Origin of the sequence: Hydrogenophaga sedimenti, assembly GCF_051857515.1 — a bacterium.
GTDB lineage: Bacteria > Pseudomonadota > Gammaproteobacteria > Burkholderiales > Burkholderiaceae_C > Hydrogenophaga.
This window is the reverse complement of record NZ_JBPZHA010000001.1, coordinates 140,940-156,209: the sequence shown is the minus strand read 5'-3', so window position 1 is coordinate 156,209 and position 15,270 is coordinate 140,940. Positions and strand designations below refer to the sequence as shown.

Below are 15,270 nucleotides of genomic sequence, written 5' to 3'. Positions count from 1 at the left end.
ACCGAATAGTAAGTATAGATATCATTTGATCACACACCCATCGTTCGGGGCGCCCGACCACCCAGGAGACAAGCATGCAGTTCTACAAAGATGGCTTCCGCGGCGGCAACCCCGACGTCAGGCAGGCCGCGCCCAACCGCCGCAACCGTGGCGTCAACGAGCCGCTGCCGGAGAAGGTGGACGTGCTGATCGCCGGCACCGGCCCGGCCGGCCTCTGCCTGGCGGCGCAGCTGGCGCAGTTCCCGGGGATCGAGACCATGATCGTCGAGCGCATGCCCACCAACATCATCAAGGGCAAGGCCGACGGCATCAACACGCGCACCATGGAGATGTTCCAGGCCTTCGGTTTCGCCGACAAGGTCAAGCGCGAAACCTACTGGGTCAACCAGACCAACTTCTGGATGCCCGACCCGGTCAACCCGAACCACATCAAACGCGTGGGCCGGGTGCAGGACGTGGCCGACGACAGCTCGGAGATGCCGCACATCCTGATCAACCAGGCGCGGCTGCACGAGCTGTTCCTCGAAGTCATGAAGAACTCGCCTTCGCGCCTGGAGCCCGATTACAGCTGGGAGGTCGTGGGCCTGACCATCGACGAAACCACCGACGACCACCCGGTGACGGTGACGCTCAAGGACGCCAGCGGCATCAACTGGTGGGCCACGCGCACGGTGCGCGCCAACTACGTGGTCGGCTGCGACGGCGCGCACTCGGCCGTGCGCAAGGCCATCGGCGGCGAGCTGCACGGCGACGCCGCGCACCAGGCCTGGGGCGTGATGGACATCCTGGCCAACACCGACTTCCCCGACGTGCGCCAGAAGTGCCTGATCTCGTCGGCCAACGAAGGCAATGTGCTGATCCTGCCGCGCGAGGGCGGCTACGTGTTCCGCATGTACGTCGAGCTCGACAAGCTCAAGGACGGCGAGAAGGCCGCGAGCCGCAAGTTCACGCAGGACGACATGATCGCGGCCGCCAACCGCATCATCCGGCCGTACTCGATCGACGTGAAAGAGGTGGTCTGGTGGTCGATCTACGACATCGGCCACAGCATCACCGACAAGTTCGACGACGTGCCCGAAGGCTCGGACCGCGCCCCGCGCGTGTTCACCGCCGGCGACGCCTGCCACACCCACTCGCCCAAGGCGGGCCAGGGCATGAACGTCTCGATGCAGGACACCTTCAACCTCGGCTGGAAGCTGGTGCACGTGCTGCAGGGCCGGGCCGACCCCAGCCTGCTGCGCAGCTACTCGAAAGAGCGCCTGACCGAAGCCAAGCGCCTGGTCGACACCGACCACGAATGGGCACGCATCATGTCGGCGCCCACCACGCAAGCCGAGCGCGATGGCAGCGAAGAGCCACGCATCATCCGCCAGTTCAAGGCCAACCTCGAATTCACCGGCGGCACCGCGGTGAAGTACGACACCTCCACCCTGTTTGCGCCCGGCACGCACCAGGCGCTGGCCAGGGGCGAAGAGATCGGCCGCCGCTTCCACTCGGCGCCGGTGGTGCGCCTGTCCGACGCGAAACAGATGCAACTGGGCCACGCCGCCGAAGCCGACGCGCGCTGGCGCATCTACGCCTTCGCCGGCCAGGCCGACAGCTCCAACCCGGGCTCGGCGATCCACCGGCTCGCCGACTGGCTGGAGACCGACCCCAGTTCACCGGTCGTGAAGCACACCCGGAAGGGCGAAGACATCGACGCGATCATCGACCTGCGCGCCGTGTTCCAGCAGACCTTCGACCAGCTCGCCTACGAGCACATGCCCTCGCTGCTCAAGCCCAGGACCGGCCAGCTCGGCCTGCAGGACCACGAGAAGGTCTTCTGCGTGGACCACAAGGGGCAGGGTGACATCTACGACATGCGCGGGATCGATCGTGAGAAGGGCTGCCTGATCGTCGTGCGGCCTGACCAGTACGTGGCGAACGTGCTGCCGCTGGAGGCGCGTGCCGAGCTGTCGGCGTACTTTGCGGGCGTGCTGCGCTGAAAAGCCCACAGCGAAGGGGTCCTGCCCGTGGGGCCGGCGGTGCCGGCCGACTGTCACCGTTGCTGCGTTGGGCGTGAATACACTCACCCCACCATGCAGCAACTCGCCGATTCGCTGGAGCACGGGAGCTACGCCGACCTGCTCGCCACCCTCGACTCACTGGACGCCAAGCAGCGCAAGGCGGCAGCCACCTGGCTGACCGCGCAGCTCAAGCTGCCGCCGGCCAAGCACCCGGCCGAACCCGAAGAGCCCTATGCACGGCGCATGCGCACGCTGGTGGCCATGGCGGCACTGGCCCCGGACCCGAAGAAGTTCCTGGCGGTCCCGGTGCCACACGAGTACCCCAACGTCGCCTGGGACACCAACACCTTGGTCTTCCCGGTCAAGGCCGAGGCCCGTGCCGCGCTGGCGCAGGCGCTCATCGCGCGAGGCTGCGATTTCTGCGCCGACCTGCTCACCCAGGTGGCCGAAGCCAAGCGGCCCCGGCCGATGTTCATCGAAGTGTTGATGCTGGTCGCGCAGGCCCACGACCTGCCGCTGCCCGCCACACCGGTGCTGGCCGAAATGGGGGCGCACGAGTGGTTCCTGCGCCTTCCCTGGAGCCACACCGGGCGGCCCAACGACCACGCCCAATGGAGCGTGGCCTACACGGTCGAGCGCGTGGACGGCCGCGTGACGGTGCAGGGGCGCGGCGTGCCCTGGACGGACGCGGCATCGGCCATCCGCCTGCTGCCGGGTGCTGCCCAGCTGCTGCTGGCCACCCTCGAGCACCGCGACGTCGCCTGGTACCTGGTGTGGTGCCAGGGTGGCGACTACGTCGATGCCCTGCTGAGCGCCGTGGGCGAACTGGTGGACAGCGGCTTCGTGGAGCGGGAAGCGCTGGTGACGGGTGCCGTCGCCGCGCTGTGCCGCGGCGACTCGATCAGTGCCCAGCGCCTGCAGGCGCGGCTGCTGCAGGTCGCGCGGCCCGGGGCCGAACTGGTGCTGCGCCAGGCCCCGCTGCTGGTTGACGTGCTGGGCACCGCCAACGCCACGGCCGCCGCCGTGGCACAAGCGTTGCTGCGCGAGGCCGATGGCACGCAACGCCTGCCCGATCCCCTGTTCCTCGACGCCTGCCAGCGGGTTTTCGCCCGCAAGGAAAAGGGCCTGCGCGAGACGCAAACCGCGTGGGCCAAGGCCCGCGGCGCCGCCGCCATCCTGCAAGACCTGGACGGCGCGTCGGACATGTCCGCCCCGATCCCCGCGGCCGCGTCGGCGCCCCTGAGGCCCGGCATGCCCAAACGGCCCTTTGAGCCCGTGCCCGACCCCGCGCGCCTGCCGGCCGAGGTGGAACAGGCGCTGGGTGCCTACCGGCTGGACCGCGACGGCTTGCAGTACGAACGCGCCCTGCAGGCCGCCCTGGACGCTTTTGCCGCCGGCGATCGCGCCACGGCCAACGCCATCGCCCGGCGCCTGCATGCGGAAGCCGCCTTCGACGGCGACGCCGTGCCGCTGGCGGAGCTGGCGCGGCGCCGCATCGACGAGCTGAAGGCGGCCCTGAAGCTGGGCATGCCCATGCTCAACCTGGCCCGCCCGACCTGGGCGCACGGCGCCATCGCGGCGCCCGAACTGGTGCAGCGGCTCGCGGTGCTGCCCACCACCGGGCGGCTCACCTGGACCTACGACCTGCTCTTCGCCCTGCTGCGCTGCGAGCCGCCCGACGCCGCCACCCTGGCCGAACTGCGCGCCATCGACAGCGGCACGGCCCGCGCGGCGGCCGACTTTCTGGCCGCAGGCGGCACGGCACAACTGCGCACGCGCTGGCTCACCGTCTCGGGCGGAAAAGACCCGTACTTCATGCGACGCGGCCCACACGCCCAGTGGAGCGCCGGTGAAGGGACGGAAGTCTGCGTGGCCCTGGACGCGGCGTCGGTGCGTCCTCAGGTGGGCGAGGAACCCACACGCTGGGCGGAAGGTTTCGAGCCCGACCAGGCGCCCTTCGTGTCCGAATTCGACATGGTCGACGACTGGGCCGGCTGGGTGCTGCCCAACAACGCCGAAGCGGTGGCCGCTTTCCACCTGTACGGCGTGCGGCGCGCCGGCATGGACCGCCACACCGATGGAGGCAAGGCCGTGGCCAGGCGCCTGCACTACCTGCTGTCGGCCCACGGGCCGGCCGGCCCTGCGCTGCACCTCGCCGTGCTGTTCACGCTGTCCGCCAACGACACCGATGTGCGACTGGCCGGCAGCGACGGGCTGGTGACCCTGCTGCAACAGGACCGCTTCGACCCCGCCCTGGCCGCCGAGCTGCTGGCCGCGTGCCTGCGCTGTGGCAGCGTGAAGCCGGGGCGTCTGGCGGCGTCGCTGGCGCAGGTGGTGGCCGCCGGCGAAGCCCAGGCCGTGTGGGGGCTGGTGCGCGCCGGCGTGGCCGCCACGCTGGGCATGGCCCCGCCACCCGCCGCCACCGCCGACCTGGTGGAACTGGCGGCGCGGCTCGCCCCCGCCCATGCCGCCGGCACCGCCATCCCCGAAGTGCGGGCCTTCGCGGCCGGCGTGAAAGGGGCCCCCAACAAGCTGCAGGCCCAGGTGCTGCGCCTGGCCGAGCACCTGCCCACATGAGCGCGCCGGGCCGTTCCCAAGCGCTCATCCTGGAGCGCGCAGCGCGGAGGGTCGTCCAGTGAGTGCGCTGGCCGAAGCGCCTTTGCCTACCGGCTACCGGGCCGCATCGCGCCTGGACGCCGGCCAGCTCGTGCTGGAAACGGCCCTGGGCCTCACGCCGGCCGGCCTGGTGGCCCATCCGGTGTTCTTTGCCGGGCCGGTGCAGCGGCCGGATGTGGCCGCGGGCGGACTGCGCGCGCTGGTGGAGGTGGCGTCCACCCGCTACTTCAAGCCCATCCCCGGCGGCTTTGCTTCGCTGGACCCGGTGGTCACCGCACAGGGCGACCGGCTGCGCTGCGAAGCCTTCTCGGCCTGCAACGGCGTCTACGCGCGGCTGGACCTGCTGGGCCAGTGCCTGCACGAGGGTGCCCTGGGCTACGGCACCACCAACATCGACATCAACCCGCCCCTGGCGCTGGCCCTGGCCGGCATCGGCGCGCAGGACGCACTGCACCTGAGCGTGGGCCCCGACGCGGTGAGCTTTCGCACCGACCACGGCACCCACACCGAACACCGGGTGGCGCTGCCCGAGCGCTGGGTGCGCGCCCTCGCCGAAACCCAGGGCCTCGCGCGCGGCATGGCGCTGCGCGCCGAGCTGGACGCCCCCGCCTGGCGCCGCTTCGTGCAAAGCCTCAGCACCGCCGGTGGCAGCGGTGCCGGGCCCCAGCTGTGGCTGCAGCCCGGCCCGGCGGGCCTGCGCCAGACGGCGCGCCCTGGCGCGGGTGCCATCGCACTGCCCGGCACGGCGCGGCTGACGGCCCTGCGCCGCCTGCAACACCTGGTGCAGCGCGTGCGGCTGTACGGCCCCGAGGTGACGGCGCAGACCCAGGCCGCCGTGAGCGCCTGGGAATTCGAACTGCCCGGCGCGCGGCTGACCCTCATGCTCTCGCCCGAACCCTGGCGCGGCTTCTCGGGCGAAGGCGCGGTGCTGGCCGCACTGAGCGCCGCCGAACGCGACGACGCCCAGACCCTGGCCGCGCTGCTGGCCTGGGACGCCCACATCGACCCCGCGGCCCTGGCCACCGAGACCGGCCTGCCGCACCGCCGCGTGGACGCCGCGCTGGCCTGGCTGGCGGCCAGCGGACAGGTCGGCTGGGACCTGCGCGAAGCCGCCTACTTCCACCGCCAGCTGCCCTACGCCGAGGAACGCGTGCAGCGCAACTACCCTCGGCTGGAGGGCGCCCGGGCGCTGCTGGTCAGCGGCGCCGTGACCACCGACGGCCCCGGCTGGACCGTGCAGGGCGAACACGGCCGCTACTTTCTGCGGCGTGTGGCCGGGCGCCTGCAATGCACTTGCCTGTTCGAGGCCAAGTACCAGGGCAGCCGCGGCCCCTGCAAACATGCGCTGGCGGTTCAGCTGTTCAGCGGCGAAGCGACCCAGCCACCGCCCCCACCCTGAGCCGCACCGGTCACTGCGGCACCAGCCCCGCCGACTTCACCAGCTCGGCGTGCAGCTGGATGTCCCGCGCGATCAGGCGCTGAAGATCCTCGGGCGAGCTGGTCGCCACCTCGATGCCGCTCTCGGCCAGCTTGGCTTTGAGTTCGGGGTCGAACGCAGCCTGCACCGCGCGGTTGAGCTGGTCCACGATGGGGCGGGGCGTCTTGGCGGGCGCCAGCAGCGCCATCCAGGCCGACAGGTTCATGTCGGCCACGCCCGCCTCGGCCATGGTGGGCACCTGCGGCATCACCGGCGAACGGGTGGGACTCATCACGCCCAGCGCAGTCAGCTTGCCCGATGTCACATGCGGCACCGCCTCGGGCATCACCGCGAACATCACGTCCACCGTGCCGGCCAGCGTGTCGTTGATGGCCAGCGCGCCGCCCTTGTAGGGCACATGCAGCATCTTGACCTTGGCACGCGATTCGAACAGCAGGCCGCCCAGGTGCTGCGGGCTGCCGTCGCCCGACGACGCGAACGTGATGCTGCCCGGCTTGGCCTTGGCCGCCGCGATCAGCGCCGCCACCGTGGGGTATTTCTGCTTGTCCTTGACGATCAGCACCATGGGCTGATTGACCAGGCGGGTGACCGGCGTGAAGTCCGCCTCGGGGTCGTAGGGCAGGGTCTTGAACACGCTCTTGTTCGTGGTCAGGAACGAGGCCGGCGACACGGCGAGCGTGTAGCCGTCCGGCGCGGCCTTGGCCACCATGGGCATGCCGATCTGGCCCGATGCGCCGCCGCGGTTGTCCACGATGAACGGGACCCCGAACGACGCATTCAGCTTCTGGCCCAGCGCGCGGGCGATCATGTCCACGCTGCCGCCGGCGGGCAGGGCGACGATGAGCTTCACGGTCTGATCGGGGTACTTGCCCTGCGCGGCCGCCAGGCCGGTGAAAGACAGGGCGCCGAAGGCGGCAGCGCAGGCCAGGGTGGTGCGACGGGTGACCATGATCGACTCTCCGGAAAGGGTTGAGGCACACGCACCGTGCCAGTGCGCGCGAGGGCGGGACAGAGGCGTCGAAGCAAGACACGCGCCTGACTTGGCAGGGCAACTGCAGCGCCATGCGCAGGCCTGCACCCCGCCCTATGGCAACCGGCGCCCGTAGAGAAAGCGGTTCGGCAGCATCCAGACGAACTGCACGGCGTGCCCGCGGATCGACAGTCCCAGACTGGAGGCCGGGTCGTCCGGCAGGGTCCACACCTTGAGCACCTCCGTTTCGGATTGCGGCGCGCCCAGCACGGAGCGCAGCGTCGCCTCCGCATTGGCGGCCGTCATGCCCTGAAGCCGATCGAGCAGCGCGCGCTGGTCGGGCGTCATTGCCGCAAGCGCCTGGGCGTTGCGTGCTTCCATGGATGCTCTCGGGTCGACACCGTGGCGCCACTGGTTCAGCAGACCGTCCGAACTCTCGATGCCAAAAATCTCCATCAGCTCGTCGAGGTAGAGAAGGAACCGATCCTGGTCCTCGACCTCGGCGGTTTCAAACTTCTTCATCACCGGCTTGAACATTCCCAGCACGACCGGCTTCGTCTGCCTGGAAGGCACCAGCCGGCGCAACGCGTGAGCCAGCTGGTTCACCAAAGACTCGTACCGGAGGCGGTCCGCTTCGTCCAGGTCGACGGGATAGAACGGCTCCCTCACGAACTTCTTCTTTGCGATGAACCGGTCCAGCGCCCGTCGGCGTTCGTCTGCGGCCGAAGGATGATCTGCGGGGTTGGCCCAGACGTGGACGGACGCTGCGCACAGCAGGGCGATGAGGAGAAGGGGCCGGCGTGCGCGAATTGACATGGTGCGTGTGTCTAGGCAATGGGATCAAGGATCACCTTCAGCGGAAGACACCCCAGCTAAACATAGCGTTGATCCAGCACAGGCACCTCACCCGGAAACTCCTTGGCCAAACGCGCTGCATCGTAGTCATGCACCACGCGATCAGGCCAGACAAGGATGTTCTCGTCAAACCCCTTGTGCTTCTCTTTCGGGAAGTCAAAGCCCAGCCGAATCCAGAAGTTCCACTTCGCCTCCTGGCCCACCAGTTCCTGGCACAAGCGAATGAGTTCCGGCTTCAGGACAGACGGCTTCAAGGCCAGTGCCGAAATGCCGTCTGATGGCATGTAGTCCGTGATCAGGTATATGTCGCAGCCGTCCGAAGAGCCGACGCTGTAACCCATGGATTCCAGCCCATCCTCCAGCGACTCCAGCAACCGGTACCAGGCGTCCATATGCTCCTTCTGACGAGCATCGTCCTCTTCATTCGAATAGGTCAGCGCGGGTAACGTGATCGATTCGGTGTCCTTCATGAGGCAGGAACCGAACGTGAACATCCCGATGGTCATCTTGCTGTACGAATCAGGGAAGGAGATGTCTACATTCATCGACCAGCCCGACTGCAACAGCTGCGGCTCGGAGACATAGCTGACCGTGCACGCGCCAACATGGGGAACCTGAACGACCGTTCCCTCGGCCAGCGTCTTGACAAGCCCCTGCATGAAAAACTCACCGAAGCGCGTGAACTTGTCCGGCATGTGCCCTCCTTATGTCCTGGCGCATGGAACAACGCCTCGGGGGCATCGTATCCGGTGGCTGGACTCGAAGCGTCTGCGTCTTTCCCTCCAACGCGAGCCCCGCACACTTCGGCCCACACCAAAGCATCCGACCAGCTGGCCGCGTCACAGTGAACACCCTGCTCCACTCTGCGTGTCACACCATGCCCATCACCTGCTTCATCCGCTACCAGATCGACCCCTTCCAGCGCGAGGCCTTTCGCCGCTACGCCGAAGCCTGGGGTCGCATCATTCCCCGCTGCGGCGGGAACCTGCTCGGCTACTTCCTGCCGCACGAGGGCAGCAACGACATTGCCTGGGGCCTGATCGGCTTTGACGACCTGGCCGCCTACGAGCGCTACCGCGCCGTGCTGCGCGCCGACGCCGAAGGCCGGGCCAACTTCGAGCTGGCGCAGGCGCAGCGATTCATCCTGCGCGAGGAGCGCAGCTGGCTTGAAGACGTGGCCGGCACCGTCCACCAGCCGCGGCAGGTGGCGCCGTGATCGCGGTCATCTTCGAGGTCGAGTCGCACGAAGGCGCTGCGCCGCGTTACCTCGACATCGCGGCCAGCCTGCGCCCCGAGCTGGAAGCCATCGACGGCTTCGTTTCGGTGGAGCGCTTCGAGAGCCTCACCCGGCCGGGCCGCTACCTGTCGCTGAGTTTCTGGCGCGACGAAGCGGCCGTGCGCGCCTGGCGCTGCCAGGAACACCACCGCGCCGCGCAGCAGGCCGGTCGGACAGAGGTTTTCGCGGGCTACCGCCTGCGGGTGGCTGAGGTGTTGCGCGACTACGGACTGCACGAGCGCGCGCAGGCGCCCGATGACTCGCGGGCTGCGCTACGCTGAGGGCCATGAGCCGCAACCCGCACGAACCCCGTCTCGCCCGCGTGGCCGCCATGGTCGCCGACCCGGCGCGCTCGCGCATGCTGGCCTACCTGCTGAGCGGCGAATGCGCCAGCGCCAGCGAGCTGGCCAAGGCCGCGTCCGTCACGCCCGCCACCGCCAGCGGCCACCTCGCCCAGCTGCTCGAAGCGCGCTTTGTGGTCTGCGAGCCGCGTGGCCGCCACCGCTACTACCGCCTCGCCGACGCCGACGTGGCCCACGCGCTGGAAGCCCTGGCCGTCGTGGCCGAGCGCGGCGACCACGAACAGCAATGGGCCTCGTCGCCCGAACGTGCTCGCCTGCGCGAAGCGCGCTGCTGCTACGGACACCTGGCGGGACGGCTGGGCACACGGCTGTTCGACGGCCTGATGGCGGCGAACGGACTGCAACCGGTGAGCAGCGGCTACACGCTCACCGACAGCGGCCGCGCCTGGCTGCAACGCCTGGGGTTCGACGCGCCCGAGCCCGGCAAGAAAAGGCGCTACGCCTACCCCTGCCTGGACTGGTCCGAGCGGCGCGACCACCTGGCGGGTGAGCTGGCCGACCGGCTGTACCTGCATCTGGTGGCGCAGGGCTGGGTGCGAAGAGGGGCCGGGCGGGACGTGGCGGTAACGCCGCTGGGGCAGCGCGAGTTGACGCCCGTTCTTGCCCAGAAGACATCTGCGCCTGTTGCTTAGCGCGGAGCAGCTTTCGACCGGCGAAGCGCCAGCTTGGGAATCCAAACGAACCACTGCTTGTAGCCGAGAAATACAAACACGGGCAACAGCGCCCCGACGGCCTCAAATGGCGTCGCAATGCCCTGCATCACCAGCAGAACCCAAAGAGCGATCGGAACAATTCCAACCGGGAGTGTGAGGATGGCAAGTGCCAACAATCCCCCTAGCGCCCTGACGAAGTCGAGTGTCTCGCTTTCCAAAGCCGGGTAGTTCGCAATTTCCAGGACTGGTGGAATCAGCGAAGCTGCCACGCAAAGGAGAACGTAGAAGACGACACGAAGTCGATGCCCGGGCAGCCCGTCCGGAGTGACGAGCTGATCGGTTCGAGGTGGAGTGTTGAGGACTTTCATTCAGGTATCGGGCATGTGCCCGTGATCGCACCTATCGGGTAGTTCGTTCGGCGCATAGATGTGACCTTGATCGGAGGCACCCGTGAATGAGGCGCCCGAAAGCGATGCTCCGTCAAACCTCGCACCATCGATGGCAGCGCCTTCAAATGACGCATCCTGAAGATCGGCTCCGGTGAAATCGCAGGTCTTGACGTTGGCGTTTCTGAAGCTGACTCGCTGCAAGCTGGCGCCACGGAAGTCCGCGACGATGAGGCACCCAGAGAAGTCGGCGTCGTCCAGCGTCGCGCCAGCCAGGTCATGGGTCTGGTCGCCAAAGTCACCGGAGGCAAATGAGCGCTCGCCGGCGGCATACCGTTCAAGGATGGTGCTAGTGGGTTTCGGCGGATCTTCTTGCTGCATGTACTGCGCGAAGTTGCCGATGTAGTCATCGAGGTTCTCCTCGAGCATGGCCTGGTATTGCTCGACAAAGTACCTGACGGTCTCATCGCGCCTGGCCTTCATGTCTTCGACATCTTTGGCCCAGGTTGCGGCGTTCCATGCCTGAAACCTTGCGCAACCGTACATCAGCGATGCGCTAACCTTGCCTCGCCCGGTGTCGGCGCAGTGTTCGTTGGCCTGCCGGATGTGGGCATCCGCCCGATCAAAGAAGGTGGGATCTTTGTTGAGGTCGACACCCATTGTGTTCTCCCGTATGGCGCTGAAGGTTGTTCGGCGGGTTCTTGAAGGGGATGGAGGAAGGGACGCTTGGACGTCAACGGTCGTCGAGCCACCCGAGAACCTCGAGCGCGAGTTCGGGAGACGACATTTTGAGGATGACCTCGGCCATTGCATGCTGCCCCAGCGCGGCGGCGACGGCGGCCGTTGCGCAGGCCGCAAAGTCCAGATCATTGCGACCAGGAGTGGCTTCCGCCACCAGCGCCGGGAGGCGCTGAAGTGCCGCAACGTAGTCGGCGGCAAGGTCGGTTGGAATCCGTGTCTCCTGCCTGGCGCGGCAGATTTCCACCCAGGCAGGGAAGTGAAAGAACGACGCGTCGGCCTTCGATGGCGCCGATGCCAAAGCGTCAACGACATGAGGAACTGCTGCGAACGACGCTGAGTAGACATCGCCCTGATGGGCCAGCGCACTCCACAAGGAGAACCAAGGCTCCGACTCACCGATGGAAGACGGCAGATCACGAAGCCGGCGCAGCAGTGGCGGAATGTCGGATGCGTGGCCGAATGCGTGCTCAAGTTCCAGCCATCGAGCGCTTTCCAGACTCAGCATCGAAAACGTCTCCCTTCAGGCATTCGGGTCGCCTGTCCCCGGAGCAACACTGAATTCAGTCACCGGACAAAGGCATTGTTTCTGTTGTTGACGATTATTGCCCCACACACGTTGATGTTCGGGGCGAACGTCAACCCCTGTGCTCAGTCCTTGGCCTTGGGCTTGAAGATGTGCAACGTCTCGCCGCGCGCCAGCATGTCCACCAGCTGCGCAATGCGGCGGGCGCGCGTCTCGGGCTTCACGGCGGTCTGGATGCGCCACAACACCGCGTAGCGGTTGCTCGCGTTGAGCGTGGCGAAGAAGGCCTTGGCGAGCGGCTGTGCGTCCAGCGCCGCCAGCAGGTCGTCGGGCACCACCGACGTTTTCGCGCCGTCGTAGGCCCTGGCCCAGCGGCCGTCGGCCTTGGCCGCTGCCACCTGCGCCAGGCCCGGCGCCTGCATGCGCCCGGCCGCGATGAGCGCCGCGACCTTCTCGACGTTGACCTTCGACCAGACGCTGCGCGCACGCCGCGGCGTGAAGCGCTGGAGAAAGTGCTGGTCGTCCAGGCCTTTCTTCTGTCCGTCGATCCAGCCCCAGCACAGCGCGATCTCCACCGCTTCGGCGTAGGTGACGCTGGGCTGGTCCGCGCCCCGTTTGGCGATCTGGAGCCAGAGGCCATCGGCGCTGGCGTGGTGCTTCTTCAGCCAGGTCTCGAACGCCTTCGCGTTCTTGAACAGGCGCGGAGCAGGCATCGGCTGGTGGTCGGGTTCCCGGGTGCTCATCGCAGCGAGTGGCGGCGCTCAGCCTGCGTGGGCGCGCAGCCAGGCTGCGATGTCGGCGGTCACCTCGTCGCGGTTGGTTTCGTTCAGGATTTCGTGGCGGGCGCCCGGGTACAGCCGGACCGTCACGTCGGCCAGGCCCGCCTCGCGGTAGCGCTGGCCCAGCAACTGGATCAGCGCACCGCCACCGGCCAGCGGGTCGGCGTCGCCGGACGCGATCAGCACCGGCAGGTCGCGGCGGATGCCGGCCAGCAGCGCGGGGTCCGCCACCCGGGGCGCGGGCTCGAACAGGGAGGGAATCACATCGGCCGGCACGTCCCAGCCGCACCAGGGGTTCGCCACGTAGGCGTCCACCTCGGCGGGGTCGCGGGACAGCCATTCGTAGCCCGTGCGGTGTTCAAAGCCCGCGTTGAAGGCTTCGAGGCCGGCCGGTCCGTCCGCGGGCGCGTTGGCCATGGCCGCGGCGAACGCGTCCAGCGCGGTCGAGCCGGACAGCACCACGCCCGACCAGGTGGCGGAGTGGTCGAGCATGGCCGCCTGCGCGGCGAACGACCCCATCGAGTGCGCGAACAGAAACACCGGCAGGCCGCCGTGCTGCGCCCGCAGCGCGGCGCCGAACTGGGTCAGGTCGGCGATCAGGCCGCCGAACCCGGCGGCGCCGAAGTCACCCAGCCGCCCATTGGCGGTGCGTCCGTGGCCGCGGTGGTCGACCGCGTGGACCACGAAGCCGGCCGCGTTGAGCGCCCGGGCAAAGCGGTCGTAGCGTTCGCCGTGCTCGGCCAGCCCGTGGGCGATCTGCACCACGCCGGCGGGTGGGCCGGCCACGTCGGCCCAGGTGTAGGTCACGATCGGGGTGCGGTCGGCGTCGGAGAGGAAGGAGGAGGTAGAGGTGGTCATCGTTTCATTCTCACCCCGCAGGCGTTCGGCCCGACCTAGTGAAAACGGCAGGGCGCGCCGCGCGGATCGACCTCCGTGCCGACCGCACTTCGGGTCAGGCGTCGATCTGCATCGCCGGACGCGCCTGCACCTTCTGCAGCCAGGCGTTGGTGGTCGGGTGGTCGGCGACCGGGGCACCCAGGTAGACGCTGTAGCCGATCACCGACGCCACGATCAGGTCGACCAGCGTGTACGCATCGCCCAGCAGCCAGGGCTTCTGGCTCAGGCGCGCGTCGAGCACGGTGAGCAGTTCGTCCAGGGCTTGGTGCGCCGCGGTGCCGTGCACGTCGTCGGGCGTGCCCAGGTTTTTTGAGGCCTGCAGCCGAAACACCTGCGCGCCGTAGGTCACGTAGGACCAGGTGCTCCACGACATGGCCTGCAGGTGCTCCGGCGTGCCGCCGGCCGGCCACAGCCCGCTCTTCACGCCATAGGTGTGGCCCAGCCACAGCTCGATCGCCAGCGCCTCGAACATCGGCGCACCGTCCACCGTCAAGGTAGGCACCTTGCCGTTGGGGTTCAGGGCCAGGTAGTCGGGCCGGCTCTGCTCGCCGGTGGTGATGTCGACCTTGACGCGCTCGTGCGGCACGCCGAGTTCGGCGAGGGCGCAGGCGACCGGGGTGGCGCTGGACATGGGGTGCCAGTAGAGAACGATCTGGGACATGAGGGGCTCCTTGGGGGTGTGGGTGGCGGGCCCGGCACCGTGCCGAACCCGTGGCCGCAATGTCGTTTCTATTGCGGACAGTTTCGGCCCTCAAGAAAAGCTAGAGTGCAACCATGCTGTCATCGTCCTCGCGCCTGCTGCGCGTCCTCTCGCTGCTGCAGACCCGCAGCCACTGGGCCGGCCCCGAGCTGGCCGAGCGGCTGGCGGTGCACCCGCGCACGCTGCGGCGCGACATCGACCGGCTGCGCCAGCTCGGCTACCCGATTCACGCCAGCAGCGGCGTGGCGGGCGGCTATGCGTTTCGCGCGGGGCAGTCGCTGCCGCCGCTGCTGCTGGACGACGAGGAGGCGCTGGCGGTGGCCATTGCCCTGCAGATCGCCGCGGCCGGCACCGTGAGCGGTGTGGAAGAAAGCTCGCTGCGCGCGCTGGTGAAGCTGGAACAGGTGATGCCCACCCGCCTGCGCCGCCGCACGCATGCGCTGCGCTCGGCCATCGTGCCGGTGCAGCGCATGGGGCCCACCATCGACGCCAGCGTGCTCGCCACCCTGGCCACCGCCTGCCGCGACCAGCTGCAGGTGGGCTTCAGCTACCGCGACCTGCGCGGCCAGGCCAGCGTGCGCCAGGTGCAGCCGCACGGGCTGGTGCACACCGGCCACCACTGGTACCTCGTGGCCTGGGACCCGGCGCGCGACGACTGGCGCACCTTTCGCATCGACCGCGTGCAGGGCACACCCCGCACCGGCGCGCACTTCGCGCCGCGCCCGCCGCCCGCGGGCGACCTGCGCGCCTACGTCACCGGGGCCATGGCCGGCGTGCACCAGCAGGGCGAGCAGGCGCGCGTGGTGCTGCACCAGCCGCGCGAGGTGATGGCGAAAACCATCCCTCCATCGGCCGCCACGCTGGAAGCGATCGACGACACGCACTGCCTCATGCTCTGCGGCACGGGCCAGTTGGACTCGCTGGTCTACTGGCTCATGGCGCTGGACGTGGAGTTCGATGTGCTGGAGCCGCCTGTGCTCAAGGAGCGGCTGCGCCGGGCGAGTGAGCGGGTGGGGCGGAGTTTGGCGCGGGGTGGTGGGTGAGTGGCCGACCCGCTGAACTTGCATC

Annotated in this window: 16 protein-coding genes; 7 read left to right on the top strand and 9 right to left on the bottom strand. The window is 68.7% G+C overall.

The window, feature by feature from the left end:
* Positions 1-74 precede the first annotated feature (74 nt).
* The 3 genes from ACS5NL_RS00760 to ACS5NL_RS00750 all read left to right on the top strand — a co-directional run bounded on the left by ACS5NL_RS00760 (position 75) and on the right by ACS5NL_RS00750 (position 6,021).
* The gene (locus tag ACS5NL_RS00760) at positions 75-1,985 is read left to right on the top strand and encodes an FAD-dependent monooxygenase (RefSeq protein WP_439351654.1); all 1,911 of its coding nucleotides are present in this window, start codon (positions 75-77) and stop codon (positions 1,983-1,985) included.
* Between the two features lie 93 nt (positions 1,986-2,078).
* Positions 2,079-4,583, top strand: a complete 2,505-nt coding sequence (locus tag ACS5NL_RS00755; protein ID WP_439351653.1) for a hypothetical protein — start codon at positions 2,079-2,081, stop codon at positions 4,581-4,583.
* Between the two features lie 58 nt (positions 4,584-4,641).
* On the top strand, positions 4,642-6,021 hold the full coding sequence (locus ACS5NL_RS00750; protein ID WP_439351652.1) for an SWIM zinc finger family protein: 1,380 nt from the start codon (positions 4,642-4,644) through the stop codon (positions 6,019-6,021).
* Between the two features lie 10 nt (positions 6,022-6,031).
* On the opposite strand, the gene ACS5NL_RS00745 is transcribed toward ACS5NL_RS00750, so the two are convergent.
* The 3 genes from ACS5NL_RS00745 to ACS5NL_RS00735 form a co-directional block, all read right to left on the bottom strand.
* The gene (locus tag ACS5NL_RS00745) at positions 6,032-7,009 is read right to left on the bottom strand and encodes a Bug family tripartite tricarboxylate transporter substrate binding protein (RefSeq protein ID WP_439351651.1); all 978 of its coding nucleotides are present in this window, start codon (positions 7,007-7,009) and stop codon (positions 6,032-6,034) included.
* Between the two features lie 135 nt (positions 7,010-7,144).
* On the bottom strand, positions 7,145-7,846 hold the full coding sequence (locus ACS5NL_RS00740) for a DUF4844 domain-containing protein (RefSeq protein ID WP_439351650.1): 702 nt from the start codon (positions 7,844-7,846) through the stop codon (positions 7,145-7,147).
* 56 nt (positions 7,847-7,902) lie between these two features.
* On the bottom strand, positions 7,903-8,580 hold the full coding sequence (locus ACS5NL_RS00735) for a hypothetical protein (RefSeq protein ID WP_439351649.1): 678 nt from the start codon (positions 8,578-8,580) through the stop codon (positions 7,903-7,905).
* A 182-nt stretch (positions 8,581-8,762) separates the two neighbouring features.
* Here ACS5NL_RS00735 and ACS5NL_RS00730 point away from each other — a divergent pair, with 182 nt between their 5' ends.
* From ACS5NL_RS00730 to ACS5NL_RS00720, 3 genes are read left to right on the top strand one after another with little or no spacing between them, the layout of a single operon-like run.
* The gene (locus tag ACS5NL_RS00730) at positions 8,763-9,101 is read left to right on the top strand and encodes an NIPSNAP family protein (RefSeq protein WP_439351648.1); all 339 of its coding nucleotides are present in this window, start codon (positions 8,763-8,765) and stop codon (positions 9,099-9,101) included.
* Entirely contained in the window at positions 9,098-9,442 is a 345-nt protein-coding gene (locus ACS5NL_RS00725; protein ID WP_439351647.1) for an antibiotic biosynthesis monooxygenase family protein, read from the top strand. Before ACS5NL_RS00730 ends, ACS5NL_RS00725 begins: the two co-directional genes overlap by 4 nt.
* A gap of 5 nt (positions 9,443-9,447) precedes the next feature.
* Positions 9,448-10,155 (top strand): ArsR/SmtB family transcription factor, encoded by a 708-nt coding sequence (locus ACS5NL_RS00720; RefSeq protein ID WP_439351646.1) that lies wholly within the window; start codon positions 9,448-9,450, stop codon positions 10,153-10,155.
* Here ACS5NL_RS00720 and ACS5NL_RS00715 read toward each other — a convergent pair.
* The 6 genes from ACS5NL_RS00715 to ACS5NL_RS00690 all read right to left on the bottom strand — a co-directional run bounded on the left by ACS5NL_RS00715 (position 10,152) and on the right by ACS5NL_RS00690 (position 14,163).
* A complete protein-coding gene (locus tag ACS5NL_RS00715; RefSeq protein ID WP_439351645.1) occupies positions 10,152-10,544 on the bottom strand; it encodes a hypothetical protein in 393 nt (130 codons plus the stop codon). The genes ACS5NL_RS00720 and ACS5NL_RS00715 overlap by 4 nt on opposite strands.
* Positions 10,545-11,222 carry a DUF3144 domain-containing protein gene (locus tag ACS5NL_RS00710; protein ID WP_439351644.1) on the bottom strand — a complete coding sequence of 226 codons (678 nt, stop codon included), beginning with the start codon at positions 11,220-11,222 and terminating at the stop codon, positions 10,545-10,547.
* Positions 11,223-11,295: 73 nt separating this feature from the next.
* Positions 11,296-11,808: a hypothetical protein gene (locus tag ACS5NL_RS00705; RefSeq protein ID WP_439351643.1), complete on the bottom strand. Its 513-nt coding sequence runs from the start codon at positions 11,806-11,808 to the stop codon at positions 11,296-11,298.
* A gap of 143 nt (positions 11,809-11,951) precedes the next feature.
* Positions 11,952-12,569 carry a YdeI/OmpD-associated family protein gene (locus ACS5NL_RS00700; RefSeq protein WP_439351642.1) on the bottom strand — a complete coding sequence of 206 codons (618 nt, stop codon included), beginning with the start codon at positions 12,567-12,569 and terminating at the stop codon, positions 11,952-11,954.
* Between the two features lie 18 nt (positions 12,570-12,587).
* On the bottom strand, positions 12,588-13,463 hold the full coding sequence (locus ACS5NL_RS00695; RefSeq protein ID WP_439351641.1) for an alpha/beta fold hydrolase: 876 nt from the start codon (positions 13,461-13,463) through the stop codon (positions 12,588-12,590).
* A gap of 94 nt (positions 13,464-13,557) precedes the next feature.
* Positions 13,558-14,163: a glutathione S-transferase family protein gene (locus ACS5NL_RS00690; protein ID WP_439351640.1), complete on the bottom strand. Its 606-nt coding sequence runs from the start codon at positions 14,161-14,163 to the stop codon at positions 13,558-13,560.
* 113 nt (positions 14,164-14,276) lie between these two features.
* Here ACS5NL_RS00690 and ACS5NL_RS00685 point away from each other — a divergent pair, with 113 nt between their 5' ends.
* Positions 14,277-15,245, top strand: coding sequence for a helix-turn-helix transcriptional regulator (locus ACS5NL_RS00685; RefSeq protein WP_439351639.1), 969 nt, complete (start codon positions 14,277-14,279; stop codon positions 15,243-15,245).
* Positions 15,246-15,270 lie beyond the last annotated feature (25 nt).

Coding starts and splice junctions, on each gene's coding strand:
- ACS5NL_RS00695 (WP_439351641.1), bottom strand. CDS start 13,463: ATGACCACCTCTACCTCCTCCTTCCTCTCCGACGCCGACCGCACCCCG.
- ACS5NL_RS00760 (WP_439351654.1), top strand. CDS start 75: ATGCAGTTCTACAAAGATGGCTTCCGCGGCGGCAACCCCGACGTCAGG.
- ACS5NL_RS00720 (WP_439351646.1), top strand. CDS start 9,448: ATGAGCCGCAACCCGCACGAACCCCGTCTCGCCCGCGTGGCCGCCATG.
- ACS5NL_RS00740 (WP_439351650.1), bottom strand. CDS start 7,846: ATGTCAATTCGCGCACGCCGGCCCCTTCTCCTCATCGCCCTGCTGTGC.
- ACS5NL_RS00705 (WP_439351643.1), bottom strand. CDS start 11,808: ATGCTGAGTCTGGAAAGCGCTCGATGGCTGGAACTTGAGCACGCATTC.
- ACS5NL_RS00710 (WP_439351644.1), bottom strand. CDS start 11,222: ATGGGTGTCGACCTCAACAAAGATCCCACCTTCTTTGATCGGGCGGAT.
- ACS5NL_RS00745 (WP_439351651.1), bottom strand. CDS start 7,009: ATGGTCACCCGTCGCACCACCCTGGCCTGCGCTGCCGCCTTCGGCGCC.
- ACS5NL_RS00730 (WP_439351648.1), top strand. CDS start 8,763: ATGCCCATCACCTGCTTCATCCGCTACCAGATCGACCCCTTCCAGCGC.
- ACS5NL_RS00700 (WP_439351642.1), bottom strand. CDS start 12,569: ATGAGCACCCGGGAACCCGACCACCAGCCGATGCCTGCTCCGCGCCTG.
- ACS5NL_RS00735 (WP_439351649.1), bottom strand. CDS start 8,580: ATGCCGGACAAGTTCACGCGCTTCGGTGAGTTTTTCATGCAGGGGCTT.
- ACS5NL_RS00685 (WP_439351639.1), top strand. CDS start 14,277: ATGCTGTCATCGTCCTCGCGCCTGCTGCGCGTCCTCTCGCTGCTGCAG.
- ACS5NL_RS00755 (WP_439351653.1), top strand. CDS start 2,079: ATGCAGCAACTCGCCGATTCGCTGGAGCACGGGAGCTACGCCGACCTG.
- ACS5NL_RS00690 (WP_439351640.1), bottom strand. CDS start 14,163: ATGTCCCAGATCGTTCTCTACTGGCACCCCATGTCCAGCGCCACCCCG.
- ACS5NL_RS00715 (WP_439351645.1), bottom strand. CDS start 10,544: ATGAAAGTCCTCAACACTCCACCTCGAACCGATCAGCTCGTCACTCCG.